The organism is Mycobacterium sp. 5-140-3-2, from assembly GCF_035666375.1.
Classification (GTDB): Bacteria; Actinomycetota; Actinomycetes; order Mycobacteriales; family Mycobacteriaceae; genus Mycobacterium; species Mycobacterium intracellulare.
In genome coordinates, this window is record NZ_CP142025.1 from 2,060,590 (window position 1) to 2,080,148 (window position 19,559).

The 19,559-nt window shown below is 68.5% G+C and carries 21 protein-coding genes; 14 read left to right on the top strand and 7 right to left on the bottom strand.

Annotated features, from left to right (window positions below; translation table 11 throughout):
• Positions 1–31 precede the first annotated feature (31 nt).
• Both P6281_RS09830 and P6281_RS09835 read left to right on the top strand, forming a co-directional pair.
• Positions 32–568 carry a hypothetical protein gene (locus tag P6281_RS09830; protein WP_009976241.1) on the top strand — a complete coding sequence of 179 codons (537 nt, stop codon included), beginning with the start codon at positions 32–34 and terminating at the stop codon, positions 566–568.
• Positions 569–848: 280 nt separating this feature from the next.
• Entirely contained in the window at positions 849–1,367 is a 519-nt protein-coding gene (locus P6281_RS09835) for a hypothetical protein (RefSeq protein WP_014379798.1), read from the top strand.
• Here P6281_RS09835 and P6281_RS09840 read toward each other — a convergent pair.
• The 3 genes from P6281_RS09840 to P6281_RS09850 form a co-directional block, all read right to left on the bottom strand.
• The gene (locus P6281_RS09840) at positions 1,361–2,272 is read right to left on the bottom strand and encodes a sigma-70 family RNA polymerase sigma factor (RefSeq protein ID WP_014379799.1); all 912 of its coding nucleotides are present in this window, start codon (positions 2,270–2,272) and stop codon (positions 1,361–1,363) included. The genes P6281_RS09835 and P6281_RS09840 overlap by 7 nt on opposite strands.
• Entirely contained in the window at positions 2,269–2,865 is a 597-nt protein-coding gene (locus P6281_RS09845) for a carboxymuconolactone decarboxylase family protein (protein ID WP_014384383.1), read from the bottom strand. Before P6281_RS09845 ends, P6281_RS09840 begins: the two co-directional genes overlap by 4 nt.
• 83 nt (positions 2,866–2,948) lie before the next feature.
• A complete protein-coding gene (locus tag P6281_RS09850; RefSeq protein WP_008255581.1) occupies positions 2,949–3,263 on the bottom strand; it encodes a type II toxin-antitoxin system VapB family antitoxin in 315 nt (104 codons plus the stop codon).
• A 171-nt stretch (positions 3,264–3,434) separates the two neighbouring features.
• On the opposite strand from P6281_RS09850, the gene hrcA reads away from it, so the two are divergent.
• The 8 genes from hrcA (at position 3,435) to era (ending at position 11,684) form a co-directional block, all read left to right on the top strand.
• Positions 3,435–4,466, top strand: coding sequence for a heat-inducible transcriptional repressor HrcA (gene hrcA, locus P6281_RS09855; protein ID WP_324738833.1), 1,032 nt, complete (start codon positions 3,435–3,437; stop codon positions 4,464–4,466).
• A 56-nt stretch (positions 4,467–4,522) separates the two neighbouring features.
• The gene (gene dnaJ, locus P6281_RS09860) at positions 4,523–5,671 is read left to right on the top strand and encodes a molecular chaperone DnaJ (protein WP_008255583.1); all 1,149 of its coding nucleotides are present in this window, start codon (positions 4,523–4,525) and stop codon (positions 5,669–5,671) included.
• A 13-nt stretch (positions 5,672–5,684) separates the two neighbouring features.
• The gene (locus tag P6281_RS09865) at positions 5,685–6,446 is read left to right on the top strand and encodes a 16S rRNA (uracil(1498)-N(3))-methyltransferase (protein WP_324738834.1); all 762 of its coding nucleotides are present in this window, start codon (positions 5,685–5,687) and stop codon (positions 6,444–6,446) included.
• 113 nt (positions 6,447–6,559) lie between these two features.
• A complete protein-coding gene (locus P6281_RS09870) occupies positions 6,560–7,618 on the top strand; it encodes a PhoH family protein (RefSeq protein ID WP_036428749.1) in 1,059 nt (352 codons plus the stop codon).
• A gap of 20 nt (positions 7,619–7,638) precedes the next feature.
• Positions 7,639–8,172: an rRNA maturation RNase YbeY gene (gene ybeY, locus P6281_RS09875; protein ID WP_008255587.1), complete on the top strand. Its 534-nt coding sequence runs from the start codon at positions 7,639–7,641 to the stop codon at positions 8,170–8,172.
• Between the two features lie 50 nt (positions 8,173–8,222).
• Complete coding sequence (locus P6281_RS09880; protein ID WP_263646491.1) at positions 8,223–9,443, top strand: hypothetical protein; 1,221 nt, start codon at positions 8,223–8,225, stop codon at positions 9,441–9,443.
• 38 nt (positions 9,444–9,481) lie between these two features.
• Positions 9,482–10,792 carry a hemolysin family protein gene (locus P6281_RS09885; RefSeq protein WP_008255591.1) on the top strand — a complete coding sequence of 437 codons (1,311 nt, stop codon included), beginning with the start codon at positions 9,482–9,484 and terminating at the stop codon, positions 10,790–10,792.
• Positions 10,785–11,684 carry a GTPase Era gene (gene era / locus P6281_RS09890; protein ID WP_324738836.1) on the top strand — a complete coding sequence of 300 codons (900 nt, stop codon included), beginning with the start codon at positions 10,785–10,787 and terminating at the stop codon, positions 11,682–11,684. The genes P6281_RS09885 and era overlap by 8 nt, the downstream gene beginning before the upstream one ends.
• Here era and P6281_RS09895 read toward each other — a convergent pair.
• Both P6281_RS09895 and P6281_RS09900 read right to left on the bottom strand, forming a co-directional pair.
• Positions 11,681–13,153, bottom strand: coding sequence for an aminotransferase class I/II-fold pyridoxal phosphate-dependent enzyme (locus P6281_RS09895; RefSeq protein ID WP_324738837.1), 1,473 nt, complete (start codon positions 13,151–13,153; stop codon positions 11,681–11,683). The two genes, era and P6281_RS09895, sit on opposite strands and share 4 nt — an antisense overlap.
• 77 nt (positions 13,154–13,230) lie before the next feature.
• Complete coding sequence (locus P6281_RS09900) at positions 13,231–14,721, bottom strand: amidase (protein ID WP_014379806.1); 1,491 nt, start codon at positions 14,719–14,721, stop codon at positions 13,231–13,233.
• A gap of 62 nt (positions 14,722–14,783) precedes the next feature.
• Here P6281_RS09900 and recO point away from each other — a divergent pair, with 62 nt between their 5' ends.
• From recO to P6281_RS09915, 3 genes are all read left to right on the top strand, one after another.
• Positions 14,784–15,581 (top strand): DNA repair protein RecO, encoded by a 798-nt coding sequence (gene recO, locus P6281_RS09905; protein ID WP_008255600.1) that lies wholly within the window; start codon positions 14,784–14,786, stop codon positions 15,579–15,581.
• 165 nt (positions 15,582–15,746) lie between these two features.
• Positions 15,747–16,616: a decaprenyl diphosphate synthase gene (locus P6281_RS09910; protein WP_201407036.1), complete on the top strand. Its 870-nt coding sequence runs from the start codon at positions 15,747–15,749 to the stop codon at positions 16,614–16,616.
• Positions 16,616–17,044, top strand: coding sequence for a hypothetical protein (locus P6281_RS09915; protein ID WP_008255604.1), 429 nt, complete (start codon positions 16,616–16,618; stop codon positions 17,042–17,044). The genes P6281_RS09910 and P6281_RS09915 overlap by 1 nt, the downstream gene beginning before the upstream one ends.
• Before the next feature lie 3 nt (positions 17,045–17,047).
• On the opposite strand, the gene P6281_RS09920 is transcribed toward P6281_RS09915, so the two are convergent.
• Positions 17,048–17,443 carry a Fur family transcriptional regulator gene (locus P6281_RS09920; RefSeq protein ID WP_008255605.1) on the bottom strand — a complete coding sequence of 132 codons (396 nt, stop codon included), beginning with the start codon at positions 17,441–17,443 and terminating at the stop codon, positions 17,048–17,050.
• The gene (locus tag P6281_RS09925) at positions 17,440–17,865 is read right to left on the bottom strand and encodes an ArsR/SmtB family transcription factor (protein ID WP_173662756.1); all 426 of its coding nucleotides are present in this window, start codon (positions 17,863–17,865) and stop codon (positions 17,440–17,442) included. The genes P6281_RS09920 and P6281_RS09925 overlap by 4 nt, the downstream gene beginning before the upstream one ends.
• 183 nt (positions 17,866–18,048) lie before the next feature.
• Between P6281_RS09925 and P6281_RS09930 the strand changes: the two genes are divergently transcribed.
• Positions 18,049–19,440 carry a glycine--tRNA ligase gene (locus tag P6281_RS09930; protein WP_041784918.1) on the top strand — a complete coding sequence of 464 codons (1,392 nt, stop codon included), beginning with the start codon at positions 18,049–18,051 and terminating at the stop codon, positions 19,438–19,440.
• The last annotated feature ends 119 nt before the right edge of the window (positions 19,441–19,559 follow it).

Consider the following 19,559-nt stretch of genomic DNA (forward strand, 5'->3'; position numbering starts at 1 on the left):
GCCACGGTCCATGTGTATCGAAGGGGGACCTGTGAATTCCGTGAAGTCCATTGCCACGGGCGTGGCGGCGCTGACCGCCATTGGCGGCGCCGCCGCCGGTGTGGCTTCCATTGCAGCACCGATGGGTCTGGATCATGTGCAACTGGCTGCGGTCGGCGCGCCACTGCCGCAGGACCCGCCACCGCCTCCGCCCCCGCCGCCGGGTGCGCCGGGCCAGTTGCCGACCGCCGATCAGTTGGCCACTCTGTGCAACCAGGTAACCGACCCCGGCGTCAACTACAGGGAGAAGGCCAACTTCGTTGAAAACGGCGTCAGCCAAAACGAGGGCATGGTGGCCGACCATGACCTGCGAAAGGCCTACCGCAACGGGAACTTTCCCGAGCAGTTCAACGTGACGAACATCGCGCCGGCGGGTCCGAACATGGCCCAGGCCGACGTCGCCATCACGGGCCCGAAGTTCGCCGGCCCCGTGACCAAGCACCTCGCGTTCGTCAACCAGGGTGGGAACTGGGTCCTGCAGCACGACGCGGCGATCGCGCTGATACAGGCCGCGACCGCCACCAACTGATGACCGCGCGGTGCCTACCGCGCAAACCGAAGGCGGTCTGGCGCATTCGCCGGACGTTCCGATACTCGAGGACACCCCATGCGTCGCCTTCTGGCGGCGCATGGGGTTTGGCATCTGCGGCCACCGGCAAGGGCGCCCGCACAGCCGGCGCACAGGGTGCTCATGTCGTTCGCACAACGGGCGGCCGTAACGTATCGGTGCCGAGACACGAAGTACGAGACGCAACGGGCACGCTGACACCACCCGAGCGTCGAGATTCGTGCCCACCGAAGGGGGAACCATGAACACTGTCAAAACCCTTGCCACCAGCGTGGCAGCTCTGGCGATCGTCGGCGGCGCGGCCGCCGGCCTGACCTCGATGTCGGAGCCGAGCCCGCAGGTGGGGGTGCAGCTCGCCACGATCGGCGCGCCGCTTCCGCAGGATCCGCCGCCGGCGCAGCCAATCGCGGGCGCTAATGTCCCGACGCCCGATCAGCTGACCGGCCTGCTCAACAGCCTGGCCGACCCGAGCGTGTCGTTCAGCAACAAGAGCAACCTGGTGCAGGGCGGCATCAGCGGCATCGAGGCGCACGTCGCCGACAAGAAGCTGCAGAAGGCCGCGAAAAACGGTGACCTGCCGCTGTCGTTCGACGTGACGAACATCCAACCCACCGCCGCCGGCTCGGCGACCGCCGACGTGTCGGTCTCCGGTCCCAAGCTGACGTCCCCGGTCACCCAGAACGTCACCTTCGTCAACCAGGGCGGCTGGGTGCTGTCCCGGGCCTCGGCGATGGAGCTGCTGCAGGCCGCCGGTCAGTGATCGGCGCCGGGCGCGCGCAGGCCTAATTTCGCGATGCGTGCCGGATCCGCCAGCACATCGATCGCCCGGATCCGGCCGCCCCGCACCACGAATCCCATGACGGACGCCGCGCGTCCGGCGACGAAGATGACGGCGCCGGCGGCGCCGTTGACGGTCGCGGCGCGCACCTCGCGGTCGGGCCCGGCGTAGCTTCGGGCCAGCCTGGCCACCGAGGCCGCACCGTCGGCCCGGAACGCCGCCGCGGGCGGGCCGAAGTCACCCCGCAGCACCACCTCGGGATGCAGCACCGACACCAAACGCTCGAAGTCACCACTGCGGCCCGCCGCGAAGAAGGCGTCCACCACCTCGCGTTGGGCGGCGAGGTCGCCGTCGGGAACCGGATCGGCCCGCTCGATCCGCCGGCGCGCGCGGCTGGCCAGCTTGCGGGCCGACTCCGGCGTCCGATCGACGATGGTGGCGATCTGATCGAACGGCACGCTGAAGACGTCGTGCAGCACGAAGGCCAATCGCTCCGCCGGCGGCAGCGTGTCCAGCACCACGAACAGCGCCAGCCCCACCGCGTCGGCCAGCATGGCGCGGTGTTCGGGATCGAATTCCTCGTCGGCTTCCACGATCGGGTCGGGCAGGCGGACGCTCAGCTCCTCGCCGCCGTGAGTTCGGCGCTCGCGCAACATGTTCAGGCAGATGCGGGCGACCACGGTGGTCAGCCACGCGTCGGGGTTGACGATCTCCCCGGAGCTGCCGCTCAACCGCAGCCAGGCCTCCTGCACGGCGTCCTGGGCGTCCTCGAACGAGCCCAGCATGCGATAGGCGAGGGCGCCCAACCGCGGCCGGGCCGCCTCGAAGCGCGCCGTCAATGCCCGCAGTGACGGCGATGACGGCGCAGACGCATCGGGATTGGTCACGGGCGACCAGTCTCCGGCAGGGCGCACACGCGGTCGCCGGAAAAGCCTGACGACCCGATGTCGAGCGCGATGTTGAAGCGGGCGCGCAGATTGCCCAGCGTGATGACGTGGGTCAGGCCGACCAGTTGGGCGGTGTCGAAGTGCGCGCGCAGCGCCTCGAAAAGCTCATCGCTCACCTCGACGGGGGTGCGGCTGATCGCGGTCGCGTATTCGAGGATCAGTTTGTCGACGTCGGAAAAGCACGGCGCGTCCCGATAATTGGCCATCCCCAGCAGCTCTTCGTCGGTGATGCCCCATTGCCGGGCGATCTGCGAGCCGAGGTCGATGCAGTATTCGCAGCGCACCGTCGTCGCCGATTTCAGCTCCGCCAGCGCTCGGTGGCGCGGGCTGAGAACGTCCAGCTTCGATTCGGCCTGCTCCAACTTGCCGTAGGCGTTGAGCAGTCTCGGGATGTGCGCATACATCCGCAGCGGTTCCAGCATTCCCGCGGTTTCCAGCCCGGTCATCTGCGCGAGCTTGCGCCTGGTGAAGAAGAAGGCGATCTTGGCGCCCAGGCCGGCGTCGCGGTCGGAGACTCCCTGTAGCCGTGGCATGGCGATCCTCCCGGCAAGTTGTGGTCGTGAACCAACGTCCTCACTAGGTCGACACGCGGGAAGGCCCAAACGTGACCACTAACTCACCCGGGCTGGCCCAGGGGCATGTCCATGTCGAACACGCGGGCGTGAAGCACGGTGCGGTTCCGCAGCGCGGCGCGCACCGCGCGGTGCAGGCCGTCCTCGAGATAGGTGGTGCCCTTCCACCGCACCGCGTGCGGGAACAGGTCGCCGTAGAAGGTGGAGTCCTCCGAGAGCAGGCGGTCCAGCGCGAGCACCGTTGTGGTGGTGACCAATTCGTCGAGCCGGATCTGTTGCGGCGGTATCTGGGACCAATCCCGATAGGACAGGTTGTGCTCGGGATACGGTTTGCCGTCGCGCACGCCCTTGAAAATCATTGGCCGATCTCCCCCGACGCATAGCTGTGGCCCGACCGGTTCATGCTGGAAAGGCTAGCCGGACACCGGCCGTCCCGGCGAGCAGACGCTTGCGCTCCACCGGTGCGGGCGACGGCGCCCGAGACCGTAAAATGAACCGGGTCAAAGCGGTATCGAAGGAGGTGACGACCAGTGGGAACTGCCGATGACCGACGGTTCGAGGTGCTGCGGGCCATCGTCGCTGATTTCGTCGCCACCAAAGAGCCGATCGGTTCCAAGACGCTGGTGGAGCGCCACAACCTGGGTGTCTCGTCGGCCACCGTCCGCAACGACATGGCGGTGCTCGAGGCCGAGGGCTACATCACCCAGCCGCACACCAGTTCCGGGCGGGTGCCCACCGAGAAGGGCTACCGCGAATTCGTCGACCGGCTCGACGACGTCAAGCCGCTGTCCTCGGCCGAACGGCGCGCGATCCAGGGATTCCTGGAGTCCGGTGTCGACCTCGACGACGTCCTGCGCCGCGCCGTGCGGCTGCTCGCGCAACTGACCCGGCAGGTGGCCGTCGTGCAGTACCCGACGCTGTCGTCGTCGACCGTGCGCCACCTCGAGGTGATCGCCCTGACGCCCGCTCGGCTGCTGATGGTCGTCATCACCGACTCCGGCCGGGTGGACCAGCGCGTGGTCGAACTCGGCGACGTCATCGACGACCACGAACTCTCCCAGCTGCGGGAGATGCTCGGCCAGGCGCTGGTGGGCAAGAAACTGTCGGCCGCCTCGGTCGCGGTGGCCGACCTCGCCGGGCAGTTGAGCAGCCCGGAAGGGCTGGGCGACGCCGTGGGCCGATCGGCGACGGTGTTGCTGGAGTCACTCGTCGAGCACACCGAGGAACGCCTGCTGATGGGCGGCACCGCCAACCTGACCCGCAACGCCGCCGATTTCGGCGGCTCGCTGCGCTCCATCCTGGAAGCGCTCGAGGAGCAGGTGGTGGTGCTGCGGTTGCTGGCCGCCCAGCAGGAAGCCGGTAAGGTGACGGTTCGCATCGGCCACGAGACGGCCGCCGATCAGATACTGGGCACTTCCGTGGTGACCACCGCCTACGGCACCTCCGACACCGTGTACGGGGGAATGGGTGTGCTGGGGCCCACCCGGATGGACTATCCGGGAACTATCGCCAGCGTTGCCGCGGTTGCCCTATATATCGGCGAAGTCGTGGGTGCTCGATGAACGCGCACCCGCAGTGTGGGTAGGCGCGGAGAAGACCAGGTATAGGAGAGTCAGGCGTGGCACGCGATTATTACGGGCTGCTCGGCGTGAGCAGAAACGCCGGTGACGCGGAGATCAAGCGCGCGTACCGCAAGTTGGCGCGCGAACTGCATCCCGACGTCAATCCCGATGAGGCCGCGCAGGCGAAGTTCAAGGAAATCAGCGTCGCCTACGAGGTGCTGAGCGACCCCGAGAAGCGGCGGATCGTCGACCTGGGCGGCGATCCGATGGAGAACGCGGCCGCGGCCGGCGGCGGTTTCGGCGGCGGTTTCGGGGGCCTGGGCGACGTGTTCGAGGCCTTCTTCGGCGGCGGTTTCAGTGGCGGCGCGACCTCCCGAGGTCCCATCGGGCGGGTACGGCCCGGCTCGGATTCGCTGCTGCGGATGCGGCTCGATCTCGAAGAGTGCGCGACCGGCGTCACCAAGCAGGTCACCGTCGACACCGCAGTGCTGTGTGACCGCTGCCAGGGCAAGGGCACCAACGGCGACTCGGCTCCGGTGCCGTGCGACACGTGTGGTGGTCGCGGCGAGGTCCAGACCGTGCAGCGCTCCCTGCTGGGGCAGGTGATGACGTCGCGGCCGTGTCCGACCTGCCGCGGCGTCGGGGTCGTCATCCCCGACCCGTGCCACCAGTGCATGGGTGACGGCCGGGTGCGCGCCCGCCGGGAGATCAGCGTCAAGATCCCCGCCGGTGTCGGCGACGGCATGCGCGTGCGACTGGCCGCCCAGGGCGAGGTGGGACCCGGCGGCGGGCCGGCCGGTGACCTGTACGTCGAGGTGCACGAGCAGAGCCACGACGTCTTCGTCCGCGAAGGCGACGACCTGCACTGCACCGTGTCGGTGCCGATGGTCGACGCGGCGCTGGGCGCCACCGTCACCGTCGACGCCATCCTGGACGGCGTCAGCGAGATCACCATTCCGCCGGGCACCCAACCGGCTTCGGTCATCACACTGCGCGGCCACGGGATGCCGCACCTGCGCACCGGCACCCGCGGCGATCTGCATGTCCACGTCGAGGTGGTGGTCCCCGCCCGCCTGGACGCCCGCGACACCGAACTGCTGCGCGAACTGAAGGCCCGCCGCAGCCGCGACGTCCCCGAGGTGCGCTCGACCCACGCCGGCGGCGGCCTGTTCAGCCGCCTCCGCGAGACGTTCACCGGACGCTAGTCAAGGCGCGCCGATGGTCGCGACCCTGTTCTACGCCGACGCGCTGCCCGAGACCGGCGCGCTGGCCGTCCTGGGCGGTGACGAGGGGTTTCATGCCGCCAGCGTGCGGCGGATCCGCCCCGGTGAGCAACTGGTGCTCGGCGACGGCGCCGGCGGCCTGGCGCACTGCGAGGTGGAGCACGCCGGGCGTGACGGGCTGCGCGCGCGGGTGCTCAAGCGCTGGAACGTCGCGCCCGGAACCCCGCCGGTGACCGTGGCGCAGGCCCTGCCGAAGTCGGAGCGATCGGAGCTGGCCATCGAGCTGGCCACCGAGGCGGGGGCCGACGGGTTCCTGGCCTGGCAGGCCGCCCGCTGCGTGGCCAACTGGCACGGCCCCCGGGTCGAGAAAGGTCTGCGCCGCTGGCGTGCGGTCGCCCGTTCGGCGGCCCGGCAATCCCGCCGGGCCCACATCCCGCCGGTCGACGGAGTGCTGTCCACCCCGGCGCTGACCTCGCGCATCCGCGACGAGGTGGCCGGCGGCGCGACGGTGCTGGCCTTGCACGAGTCGGCCACCGAGCGGCTCGCCGACGCCGACCTCGCGGGAGCGACATCGGTGTTGTTGGTGGTCGGCCCCGAGGGCGGGATCGCCGACGACGAGATGGCGGCGTTGTCCGACGCGGGCGCGACGGCGGTGCGGCTGGGTCCGCAGGTGCTGCGGACGTCGACCGCCGCGGCCGTGGCGCTCGGTGCGCTGGGGGTGCTGACCCCGCGATGGGACCACCCGTCGAGCCTGTAAAGACTCGTCGCGCGCTGCACATTGGGGCCAGCGTCGACCCGGCGGTAGGATAAAAACGCTAGAAAACGCCGGAATCGGCGAGCACTTCACACAAGGCAGGCATCGAAAACCACGTGACGCCCCGCGAGACCAGCGCTGCTGACGCAGCCGGACCCCTCCAGGCCGACGCTCAAGTTCGCAGCAGCATCAACGTTCCGCCCCATTCCGTCATGGGCCTGCTGGGTTCGGCAGACGAGAACCTGCGCTCGCTGGAACGCACCCTGGACGCGGATCTGCACGTGCGCGGCAACACCGTCACCATCTCCGGTGAGCCCGCCGACGTCGCGCTCGCCGAACGGGTGATCTCCGAACTGATCGCGATCGTCGCCGGTGGGCAGCCGTTGACCCCGGAGGTGGTCCGGCACAGCGTCGCCATGCTGGCCGGCACCGACAACGAGTCACCGGCCGAAGTGCTCACGCTGGACATCCTGTCGCGACGCGGCAAGACGATCCGGCCCAAGACGCTCAACCAGAAGCGCTACGTCGACGCCATCGACGCCAACACCGTCGTCTTCGGGGTGGGCCCGGCCGGCACCGGCAAGACGTACCTCGCAATGGCCAAGGCGGTCAACGCTTTACAGACCAAACAGGTCAGCCGCATCATCCTGACCCGCCCGGCCGTGGAAGCCGGTGAGCGCCTTGGCTTTTTGCCGGGCACGCTCAGCGAGAAGATCGACCCGTACCTGCGGCCGCTGTACGACGCGCTCTACGACATGATGGACGCCGAACTGATCCCCAAGCTGATGTCGGCGGGGGTCATCGAGGTGGCGCCGCTGGCATACATGCGTGGTAGGACGTTGAACTCCGCGTTCATCGTGCTCGACGAGGCGCAGAACACCACCGCCGAGCAGATGAAGATGTTCCTTACCCGCTTGGGCTTCGGATCCAAGATCGTCGTCACCGGCGATATCACCCAGGTCGACCTTCCGGGCGGGGCCAGGTCGGGTCTGCGTTCGGCGATGGAGATCCTCGACAGCGTCGAGGACATCCACGTGGCGGAACTGACCAGCGTGGACGTGGTGCGCCACCGGCTGGTCTCGGAAATCGTCGACGCCTACGCCAAGTTCGAAGAGCCCGACCTGACGATGAACCGGGCGGCCCGGCGGGCGTCGGGCTCGCGCGGTCGCCGATGATGGTGCGGTGAGCGGGTTCCATGAGCATTGAGGTATCCAACGAGTCGGGCATCGACGTCTCCGAGGCCGAGTTGATCAGCGTCGCGCGGCATGTCATCGCCAAGATGGACGTCAATCCGGCGGCCGAGCTGTCGATGGTGCTGTTGGACACCGCGGCGATGGCCGACCTGCACATGCGCTGGATGGACCTGCCCGGGCCCACCGACGTGATGAGCTTCCCGATGGACGAGCTCGAACCGGGCGGGCGCCCGGACGCCCCCGAGCCCGGGCCCTCAATGTTGGGCGACATCGTGCTGTGCCCGGAATTCGCGGCCAGTCAGGCCGCCGCGGCGGGGCATAGCCTGGGGCACGAGCTGGCGCTGCTGACCATCCACGGTGTGCTGCACCTGATCGGCTACGACCACGGCGAGCCGGACGAGGAAAAGGAGATGTTCGCGCTGCAGGACCGGTTGCTCGAGGAGTGGGTCGCCGACCAGGTCGAGGCCTACCGCCAGGACCGCCAGGAAGAGCGCGACCGCCGATTGCTGGACAAGTCAAGGTATTTCGACAATTGAGCCGACTCTGGATCCTGGTGGCGGCAGCCATCGCGTTCGCGCCGATCTCGATGATCGTCGCCATCCCCGGCACGGTGGCGCAGGCGGCGCCCTGCGCCGGCGCGGGCTCGAACCCCGTGTCCTGCCAGCGCTGCATGTTCTACGTGAACGCCTATCACACGGCGAACGTGTGCAACGAGGACAAGCGCGGCGTCCAGGGGCCCGCGAGCAACGCGCCGACACCGGTTCCGCAGGTGCCCATCCCGGCGTACGAACCGCCCCCGCTTCCGCCGCCGGTGCAGCAACCGGTGGTCCTGCCGCCGCCCAACGCGGGCCAAAACACCGTCCCGGTGCTCGAGATCAATCCGCCCGGCCCCGATGCGCCGCGAAACGCCCCGGTGGTCGCGCCGCCGCGAGGGCTGGATGCGCCCTCGGTGGCGATCGCAGCGGCGAAGGCCGCGCCGGTAACCCGCGCCGACCCCGCCAACCCGCCGAAGCCGCCGACCGAGGTGGACTTCAACCAGCAGGTGCAAAACGTGGTGAATGCCCACCGGCAAAACGTCGACATCCTCAAGATCGACGAGCACCGGTTCGTGCGGCCGCGCCACTGGGACTACGTCGACTACGACGATGCCTACCGCCGCCCAACCCTCTACAACCCGCTCAATCAGGCGATGACGTTCCGTTACTTCTACAACGGCGCCTACCAGCAGCTGTACCTCCCGCGCGGAGCGCGGATGGTGCTCGACGCCGCGACCGTCGGCGTCGTCCCGTTCACCGCGGTCGGCGACAGCTATGTGGCCTCGGGCAGCTTCTACGGGGGTGGCTCGCTACCGCTCAACGGATACAACGGGCCACCGCCGCCGGACTACAAGCCGCCGGCGCCCCCGAAGCTGTACGACAACGTCGTCGTGTCCGTTCCCGCCAAGGGCGAGACCGTGGAAGTGGGCCACGTGGCGGTGGTGGGCCACGACGGTAGCCAATCCCCGGGGAGCCAGGACACGTTCCTGCTCGACGACTCCACCCTGGCCTGGGGCCAGATCGACAACTCCAGCAGCGCGCCCGCCCAGATCCGGGTGATCAAGACCCAGCCGACGCCGGGCGTCGGCCTCACCGACGACGGCGGCTTCTTGGTGCTGCTCGCCGTTCACCACCCGGAGCCCGGCCAACCCCACCAATCCGTGTGGACCATGGCGCTGCGCTTCGGTGGGTTCGCCGTGGTGGTGGGCCTGGTCGCCTGGCTGCTCAATCGCCGGAATCGCAGCGAGGACGACGCCGCTGAGTCCTCGTGATGCCACAGGGGAATAGTGACCACGTCGAGGGATGACCGTTGACCGGCTGGTCTGAGCTGTTCGCCGCGGTCGCGTTGATCGCGCTGGGCGGGCTTTTCGCCGCGATCGATGCGGCCATCAGCACGGTGTCGCTGGCCCGTGTTCAGGAAATGGTGCGCGACGAGCGGCCGGGCGCGGTGGCGCTGTCCAAGGTGATGTCGGAGCGTCCCCGCTACATCAACCTCGTTGTGCTGCTGCGGATCACCTGCGAGATCACCGCGACCGTGCTGCTGGTGGTGTTCCTCTATGACAACTTCGGACTGAAGTGGGGATTGTTCGGCGCCGCGGCCATCATGGTGGTGACCAGCTTCGTCGTCATGGGGGTGGGCCCGCGCACCCTCGGCCGCCAACACGCCTATTCCATCGCGTTGACGACGGTGCTTCCGCTGCAAGCGATCTCGTGGTTGTTGATGCCGATCAGCCGGCTCCTGGTGGTGCTGGGTAACGCGGTCACCCCGGGGCGCGGGTTGAGGAACGGGCCGTTCGCCTCGGAGATCGAGCTGCGCGAGGTCGTCGACCTGGCTCAGCAGCGTGGCGTGGTCGCCGCCGAGGAACGCCGGATGATCCAGTCGGTCTTCGAACTCGGCGACACCCCGGCCCGCGAGGTCATGGTCCCGCGCACCGAGATGATCTGGATCGAAAGCGACAAATTCGCCAGCCAGGCCATCAACCTGGCGGTGCGCAGCGGCCATTCCCGCATCCCGGTGATCGGCGAGAACGTCGACGACATCGTCGGCGTCGTGTACCTGAAAGACCTTGTCCAGCAGACGTTTTTGTCGGGCGGCGGCGGGCGCACCATCCCGGTGGCGCAGGTGATGCGGCCGGCGGTCTTCGTGCCGGACTCCAAGCCCTTGGACGCCCTGCTGCGCGAAATGCAGCGCGACCGCAACCACATGGCCCTGCTCGTCGACGAGTACGGCGCGATCGCCGGCCTGGTCAGCATCGAAGACGTGCTCGAAGAAATCGTCGGCGAGATCGCCGACGAGTACGACCAGGCGGAGACGGCGCCGATAGAAGACCTGGGCGACAAACGTTTTCGGGTGTCGGCTCGGCTGCCGATCGAGGACCTCGGCGAACTGTACGGCGTGCAGTTCGACGACGACCTCGACGTCGACACCGTCGGTGGCCTGCTCGCCCTGGAATTGGGCCGGGTGCCGCTGCCGGGCGCCGAGGTGATCTCCCACGGGTTGCGGCTGCACGCCGAGGGCGGCACGGATCACCGTGGGCGGGTACGCATCGGCACCGTCCTGCTCAGCCCCGTCGAATCCGACGGCTCACCCGATGGCGAGGAACCCCCGCAGCATGACTGAATTCCGTTCCGGCTTCGTATGTTTGGTCGGCCGGCCCAACACCGGGAAGTCGACCCTGACGAACGCGCTCGTCGGGACCAAGGTCGCGATCACCTCGAAACGGCCACAGACCACCCGGCACACCATCCGGGGGATCGTGCACCGGGACGACTTCCAGATCATCCTGGTCGACACGCCGGGTCTGCACCGCCCGCGCACCCTGCTGGGCAAGCGGCTCAACGACCTGGTGCGCGACACCTACGCCGAGGTGGACGTGATCGGGCTGTGCATCCCGGCCGACGAGGCGATCGGCCCGGGCGACCGGTGGATCGTCGAGCAGATTCGGGCGACCGCGCCCAAGGCGACACTGGTCGCCATCGTCACCAAGATCGACAAGGCGCCCAAGGACCGGGTCGCCGCGCAGTTGGTCGCGGTCAGCGCGCTGGTCGGCGAGCAGGCCGAGATCGTCCCGGTGTCGGCGGTGGCCGGGACGCAAATGGACGTCCTGATCGACGTGCTGGCCGGGGCGCTGCCGCCCGGGCCCGCCTACTACCCCGACGGGGAACTGACCGACGAACCCGAAGAGGTCTTGATGGCCGAGCTCATCCGTGAGGCGGCCCTCGAGGGGGTGCGCGACGAGCTGCCGCACTCGTTGGCCGTGGTCATCGACGAGGTCAACCCGCGGGAGGACCGCGACGACCTGATCGACGTGCACGCGCTGCTCTACGTCGAACGCGACAGCCAGAAGGGCATCATCATCGGCAAGGGCGGGGCCCGGCTGCGCGACGTCGGCACCGCCGCGCGCGCCCAGATCGAGAAGCTGCTGGGCACCAAGGTGTACCTCGACCTGCGCGTCAAGGTCGCCAAGAACTGGCAGAGCGACCCCAAACAGCTTGGCCGGCTGGGCTTTTAGCGGGCGTTCTGCGTGGCGAGCACCCGGATGGTGTTCAGCGACGGATCGGCCGCGTCGGGCAGGTTCATGCCGGCATTGACGCCCGAGCAAAGATAGTCCAGCACGGCATTGTTGAGACGCTCACCCGGCACGACGGCGGGGATGCCCGGGGGATAGGGGGTGATCTGCTCGGCGGCGATGCGGCCCGCGGCGCTGTCCGTGGACACCGTTTCCACCCGCCCGAAAAACGCGTCGCGCGGCAACTCGACGGACTCCAGTTGCAGCTCGTCGGGCGAGGGCAGCGCGATGCTCGGCGGCGGCTCGAAGTCGTCGGCCGCGGTGCGCCACGCGCGCAGCGCGTCGGTGAGACGCCCCAGGGTCTCCTTGTCGTCGGCCATCGACAGGGTGGCCAGGATGCGGCGGTGATCGCTCATCCCCACGTCGATGTGCGCGTGCGCCCGCAGCCAGTCGGCGGCCTGATAACCCGATGTGCCCGTTGCGGATACGTCGATCAGCACCTGCATCCGGTCCAGGTCGTGGGACGCCTGCGCGCCGAGCAACTCGTCGTCGAGAACCTCCACATCCGGGATGAGTTCGATCTCCTCACGCACGTGTCGCGTCAAATCGAGTGCGGCACCGAGCAATTCATGACCGTGCTGCACCATCTGCCGGCGCCAGCCGTCCATGGCGGCGTACAACAGGACGCTGGGACTGGTGGTCATCAGCTGATCCGCGCAGGCGGACAGGCGATCCCGATCGATCAGGTCGCCCTGCAGGTGAAACACCGAACCCTGCTCGAAACCGGCGCCCATCTTGTGCACGCTGACCACGCAGACGTCCGCGCCGGCGTCCATCGCCCAGGTCGGCAGGTCCTCGTGGAACGGCAGGTGTGCGCCCCACGCCTCGTCGAGGATCAGCGGCTTTCCGCGCCGGTGACACACCTCGGCGATCCCGGCGATGTCGGCGCAGGTGCCGTAGGGGCTGGGGCTGACGACGAGCGCGCCGGCGGCCTCGGGGTGCTTGTCCCAGGCCTGTTCGACCTGCTCCGGCGAGGGCGGATGAGAGAAGTGGTGCGCGGCGTCCCAGCGGGGGGTGATCCAGCGCGGCTGCACGCCGGAGAAGATCAGCCCCGCCACGATCGACTTGTGGCTGTCGCGGCTGACCAGCAGGCTGCCCTCGCCGCCGGCCACCGCCATCATCGCCGCCCGCACCGACAGGGAACTGCCGCAGGTGGAGAACCACGCGGTGTCCGCGCCCACTGCCTCGGCCATCAGGTCTTCGGCGTTCTTCAAGTACTTGTTGCTGGTCCGGCGGTCATCCAGGCCGCCGCTGGCCAGTACGTCGTCGAGGAAGGGTTCACGGCCCAGGACCGCGAGGACCCGCTCGTCGGTGCCGCGGCCCTGCCGGTGGCCGGGCGGCGTGAACCCGTATCGGTTCTTTTCCCGATAGTCGGCCAGCGCATCGAGCAGTGGGGCGTCGGATTGGTCCATGGCGAACGTGTACCCGCCTCGTCGGCAGTAAATTCACCGCGCCGACCTGCCCAGACGGGCGGGACGCGGCGGTGATCTCAGCCGCTGGGCGCGGGCGCCGGAGGGGTGTCCGCGCTCTGGTGCCACCAGGGTTGGGGTTGCTTGCTGGCCCATCCGCACACGGCTTCGAGCTCGGCGGCCAGCGAGATCAGCATGCCCTCGCTGTTGGCCGGGCCCATCAGCTGCACGCCGATCGGCAGGCCTTCGGAGGTGAAGCCCGCCGGAACGTTGATGGACGGCCACCCCAGGACGTTCCACGGGAACGTCAGCGGGCAGGCCGCGATCATGGCCCGGTCGGTGCCGAAGCCGCTCAACCGGTCGAAGGCCCGCGCCAGCGGCGGGGGCTGGGCGGTGGTCGGCGCCAACACCACGTCGACGATGTCGAAGATCGAACCGACCCGGCGCTGGTCGGCCGCCTCGTGGCGGCGGGCGCTGCGCAGGATCGCCTGCCCCAGCGCGGCGCCCATGCGCAGGTTGGACAGGGTCCGGGGGTCCAGCACGACGCCGTCGCCCAAGCGCTCCTCCCAATCCCGCAGGCCCGCGGTGGACCGGGCGAGAAAGTCCCACGACAACCGCATGCCGTAGTCGGGGTTGCCGGACACCACGGTGTGGCCCAGCAGTTCGAGTTGGTTACCCACGGCGCGCGTCGCCGCCAGGATCTCCGGGTGCAGCTTGGGCCGGAAACCGGTGTAGGGAAACCGGGTTGACAGCGCGATGTTCAGCGGGCCGGGCGCCTTGCCCACATAGTCGGAGGCGGTGATCGCGGGCGGTTTGTGACGGTCCCCCTCGACGTTGCCGGACGCGGCGTCGAGCACCAGCGCCGCGTCGGCGACCGTGCGGGCCAGCACGCCGTTGACCGTGATGCCGTTGAACGCCTCCGGCAGCGGCCAGGTCGAGATCCGTCCGCGCTGCGGCTTGATGCCCACCAGGTGCGTCCATGCCGCGGGGATGCGGATACTGCCGGCGCCGTCGGACCCGATGGCGGCCGTGACCAGGCCCGCGGCCACCGCCGCGGCGCTGCCGCCCGACGACCCGCCGGGGGTGTGCCGCCGCGACCAGGGGTTGCGGGTGTGCCCGAAACCGGGCCCGCTGGTGAACGGCCACTGGCCGAGCTCACAGGTGTTGGTCTTGCCCACGATCACCGCGCCGGCGGCCTTGAGGCGGCGCACCACCTCGGCGTCGTGCATCGCCGGCGGAACCGTCCCCTCGGTGCCGAACGCGGTGGGCACGCCGGCGATGTCGACGTCGTCCTTGACGGCGATCGGGATGCCCAGCAGCGGGGCGGTGTCCCCGGCCGCGCGGCGCCGGTCGGCCTCGGCCGCGTCGGCCAGCGCCGACTCGGTGAGCACCACCCGGAAGGCGTTCAGCGTGGGCTGGCTGGCGTGGATGGCGTGCAGCGAACGACCCACCAGGGTGGTGGACGTCACCGAGCGGCTGGCCAACTGATAGAGCAGGTCGGTCAGCGTGGGCAGGCGCTGGTTGCCGGACCCGGAAATGGACCCGACTCCCGACCCCGAAGCGCCAATCACGGGGTACGAGACTAGACGGCGCGGATACCCGCAATGTCGCGGCGGGGTGCAAAACTATTGGGATGCGGCTATACCGAGACCGAGCTGTTGTGCTGCGCCAGCACAAGCTCGGCGAAGCCGACCGGATCGTCACCCTGCTGACCCGTGATCACGGGCTGGTCCGCGCGGTGGCCAAGGGCGTTCGTCGTACCCGCAGCAAATTCGGTGCGCGGCTGGAGCCATTCGCGCACATCGACGCGCAGTTGCATCCCGGCCGCAACCTCGACATCGTCACCCAGGTCGTCTCGATCGACGCGTTCGCCACCGACATCGTCAGCGACTACGGCCGCTACACCTGCGGGTGCGCCATGCTGGAAACCGCCGAACGCCTCGCCGGTGAGGAGCGGGCGCCCGCCCCGGCCCTGCACGGGCTCACGGTGAGCGCCCTGCGGGCGGTGGCCGACGGCCGCCGGTCCCGGGGCCTGCTGCTGGACGCCTACCTGCTGCGGGCGATGGGCATCGCCGGTTGGGCGCCGGCGCTGAACGAGTGCGCCCGTTGCGCCACGCCCGGTCCCCATCGTGCGTTTCATGTCGGCGCCGGCGGCAGCGTCTGCACCCACTGCCGCCCGGCCGGTTCGACGACGCCGCCGCCGGGGGTGCTGGACCTGATGTCGGCGCTGCACGACGGCGATTGGGACTTCGCCGAGAAGACGCCGCAGTCGCACCGCAACTACGTCAGCGGTCTGGTGGCGGCGCACCTGCAATGGCATTTGGAGCGGCAGCTCAAGACGTTGCCGCTCGTCGAACGGACGTATCACGTCGACCGCACCATCGCCGATCAGCGCGCGACGCTGATCGGGCAGGATATGGACTGTGGCTAAAGTCTGGGCCGGCGGGCGGGCGGTGATCACATCCGTCACACCCGCATCCGCGTCAGCCGGCATGTGTTGTGCCCACCTCCGAGCGACAAAAGCGGGTCACCCGAACGTGTCGCTCGGAGGTGGGCACAAGACACACGCCGTCCGACCGAGGCCAGTGGGGCGCTAGTGACACACCGCGGTTTCCCGCAGCTGCCCGCCGCCCCCCACGACTATCCGGTCTTCCCCGACAAGTCGACCTGGCCCGTCGTGTTTCCGGAGCTGCCGCCGTCCGCCGACGGCGGCCCGTGCCGGCCGCCGCAGCACACCTCCAAGGCGGCCGCGCCCAGGATCGAGGCCGACCGGCTGCCCAACCATGTGGCCATCGTCATGGACGGCAACGGCCGCTGGGCCACCCAGCAGGGGCTGACCCGTACCGACGGTCATCGAGCCGGGGAGGCCGTCGTCATCGACATCGTCTGTGGTGCAATCGAAATCGGGATCAAGTGGCTCAGCCTGTACGCCTTCTCGACCGAGAACTGGAAGCGTTCGCCCGAAGAGGTCCGCTTCCTGATGGGCTTCAACCGCGACGTGGTGCGGATGCGCCGGGTGAACCTGAATGCGATCGGGGTCAAGATCCGGTGGGTCGGGTCGCGGCCCCGCCTGTGGCGCAGCGTGATCAATGAGCTGGCGATCGCAGAAGACCTGACGAAGGACAACGACGTCATCACCGTCAACTACTGTGTGAACTACGGTGGCCGCGCCGAAATCGCCGAAGCCACAAAGGAAATCGCACGGCTGGCCGCGGCCGGACGACTGAACCCGGAGCGCATCACCGAGTCGACGGTGGCGAACCACCTGCAGCGGCCCGACATCCCCGACGTGGACCTGTTCCTGCGGACCTCGGGGGAGCATCGATCCAGCAATTTCATGCTGTGGCAGGCCGCTTACGCCGAGTACGTCTTTCAGGACAAGCTGTGGCCCGACTACGACCGGCGCGACCTGTGGGCCGCCTGCGAGGAATACGCCTCCCGCGATCGCCGGTTCGGGAGCGCATAGTGCCCTCGCTGCAGGAGCGTCTGGCGTCGATCCTCCGCGATGTCCTTGCGCTGCAGGAGGAGACCGACGGCGCGCTGACCGTTCACCATGACGGCACCATCGCCTCGTTGCGGGTGGTGAACATCGCCGAGGGCCTCGACCTGGTATCGCTCACCCAGATATTGGCGTGGGATCTGCCGCTGACCAAGAAGCTGAGCGATCAGGTGGCCAAGCAGGCGCGCGACAGCAACTTCGGCAGCGTCAGCCTCATCGAGAAGGTCAATGACAAAGCCGTGCAGCGTAATTCGGGCAAGGGCGCGGCCAAGAACGCCGATGTGATGCTGCGCTACAACTTTCCCGGCGCCGGCCTCACCGACGATGCGCTGAGGACCTTGATCCTGCTGGTGCTCGACACCGGCGCCCAGGTACGCCGCACGCTGACGGCGTAATCGTCAGGGCATGCACTCCGAACAGGTGCCGAAGATCTCGATGGTGTGGCTGACGTCGGAGAAGCCGTGCTTGGCGGCCACGGCCGTCGCCCACTCCTCGACCTCGTGATCGCCCACCTCGATCGTGGATCCGCAACTGCGGCAGACCAAGTGGTGATGATGGTGTTCCGAACACCTGCGGTAGACCGACTCGCCGGTGTCGGTGCGCAGCGTGTCGATCATTCCCGCCGCGGCCATCGACTGCAGCGTCCGGTAGACGGTGGTCAGCCCGATGTTCTCGCCGCGCCGGCGCAGCTCGTCGTGCAGATCCTGCGCCGAGCGGAATTCGTCGAGTGTCTCCAACAGCGTCGAGATCGCCGCGCGCTGACGGGTCGAGCGAACGCTCGCTCCTGAGGTCACGGGGTGTCCTCGCTCGCGTGCGCGACGGCGTCCACCACGATGTGCGCGAGGTGATGATCGGCGAGCCGGTACAGCACCTCGCGCCCGGACCGCTCGCCGGCAACCACGCCCGCCGCCTTGAGGATCTTCAGGTGCTGGCTGACGAGCGGCTGGGGCACGCCGAGCGCGTCCACCAGCTCGTGCACGCAGCGATGCGACTCGCGCAGCTGCAGGACGATGGCGATGCGCACCGGCGCCGCCAGCGCCCGCAACAACTCGCCCGCGGCGTCGAGGATCTCCCGCGGGGGTGGGACGGGGTAATCGGCCAGTACGGAGTGCCCACCGGCGCCGAGTCCGCCGTGGTCGTGGGTGACCGCGTCCAGGTCCGTTCCCATGTCGCCGTCGGTGGCGGACGGCATCGACGCAGAACGTGAGGGGGACATCATGGGAGCGGCATCACCTCGAGAAGTGCCAGGTAGTGGGAAAGTATCCGCCGTATCGGCTGCACTCCACTGTCACATGCATGATGACGCATGTCAAAGACCGCGGCGCCGATCGCTACCATGACTGATGCTCTGCGCACGGCGGTCGGCCGCCAAGCGCGCCCACCCAACCCCGGAAAGGGAGTGCACCACCCCGTGGCGTCCGTCATCGACACCGTAGTGAACCTGGCCAAGCGGCGCGGCTTCGTTTTTCCCTCGGGAGAGATCTACGGCGGAACCCGGTCGGCGTGGGACTACGGCCCGTTGGGTGTGGAGTTCAAAGAGAACATCAAACGTCAGTGGTGGCGCGCGGTGGTCAGCGGGCGCGACGACGTCGTCGGCCTGGATTCGTCGATCATCTTGCCGCGGCAGGTGTGGGTGGCCTCGGGCCACGTCGAGGTCTTCCATGACCCGCTGGTCGAGTCGCTGATCACCCATAAGCGTTACCGCGCCGACCATCTCATCGAGGCCTACGAGGCCAAGCACGGCCACCCGCCGCCCAACGGACTGGCCGACATCCGCGACCCCGACACCGGCGAGCCCGGGCAGTGGACCGAGCCCCGCGAATTCAACATGATGCTCAAGACCTACCTGGGTCCGATCGAGACCGAGGAGGGCTTGCACTATCTGCGTCCGGAGACCGCGCAGGGCATCTTCGTCAACTTCGCCAACGTGGTGACGACCGCGCGCAGGAAACCGCCCTTCGGCATCGGCCAGATAGGCAAGAGCTTTCGCAACGAGATCACCCCGGGCAACTTCATTTTCCGCACGCGCGAGTTCGAGCAAATGGAAATGGAGTTCTTCGTCGAGCCCTCGACCGCGAAGGAATGGCATCAGTATTGGATCGACACCCGGCTGCAATGGTATGTCGAGTTGGGTATCGATCCGGAGAACCTGCGGTTGTTTGAACACCCGGCCGACAAACTGTCGCACTACTCCGATCGCACCGTCGACATCGAGTACAAATTCGGCTTCGCCGGTAACCCGTGGGGTGAGCTGGAGGGCGTCGCCAACCGCACCGATTTCGACTTGGCGACGCATTCAAAGCATTCCGGCGTCGACCTGTCCTTCTACGACCAGGCGACCGACGCACGCTACATCCCGTATGTCATCGAGCCCGCGGCGGGTTTGACGCGGTCGTTCATGGCGTTCCTGATCGACGCCTACGTCGAGGACGAGGCCCCGAACGCCAAGGGCAAGATGGAAAAGCGCACGGTGCTGCGGCTGGACCCGCGGCTGGCCCCGGTCAAGGCGGCGGTGCTGCCGCTGTCCCGGCACGCCGACCTGAGCCCCAAGGCCCGCGATCTGGCGGCCGAACTGCGCCAGTTTTGGAATATCGATTTCGACGATGCGGGCGCGATCGGGCGGCGCTATCGGCGCCAGGACGAGATCGGCACGCCGTTCTGTGTGACGGTGGATTTCGACTCACTCGAGGACAACGCCGTGACGGTGCGCCGGCGCGACGACATGACCCAGGAACGCGTCGCGATGAACACCGTGGCCGATTATCTGGCGGCACGGCTCAAAGGCTGCTAATCACCGGGCCGCCGTCGGCGGTGCCATATCGGGTCCCGTTGCGTCGGTGCGCGTCTGGCCGACTCGCGCCGCCGTGAATGATGCGCCGTCGCCGGTTCGCATTTGCGAAATAAGGTTTG